This window comes from Pseudoalteromonas luteoviolacea H33-S (assembly GCF_001625695.1).
GTDB lineage: Bacteria > Pseudomonadota > Gammaproteobacteria > Enterobacterales > Alteromonadaceae > Pseudoalteromonas > Pseudoalteromonas luteoviolacea_B.
The window spans coordinates 1-231 of the sequence record NZ_AUXY01000019.1; the positions used below are offsets into that span (position 1 = coordinate 1).

Here is a 231-nt window from a genome sequence, read left to right on the forward strand (position 1 = left end):
ACCTGTCGGGAGCGCGAACAGTTGCTTGAGAGCAGTCAGGATATGGAGCGCTTGACGTCGTCACAGCACTGCTTGCATGAATTATTTGAAGCGCAGGCAGCACACCACCCGGAGAAAACGGCCCTAGTATATGAATCAAGTCGTCTCAGTTATGACGAGTTAAACCGCCGTGCCAACCAGCTGGCCTGCTACTTGACAGCACAGGGAGTTAAGCCAGATACCCTAGTGGGG

Annotated in this window: 1 protein-coding gene; it reads left to right on the forward strand. The window is 53.7% G+C overall.

Going from position 1 to position 231, the window contains the following annotated elements:
- Positions 1–231 (forward strand): AMP-binding protein (locus N477_RS01305; protein WP_155731760.1); only part of this gene is annotated, 231 nt, incomplete at both ends.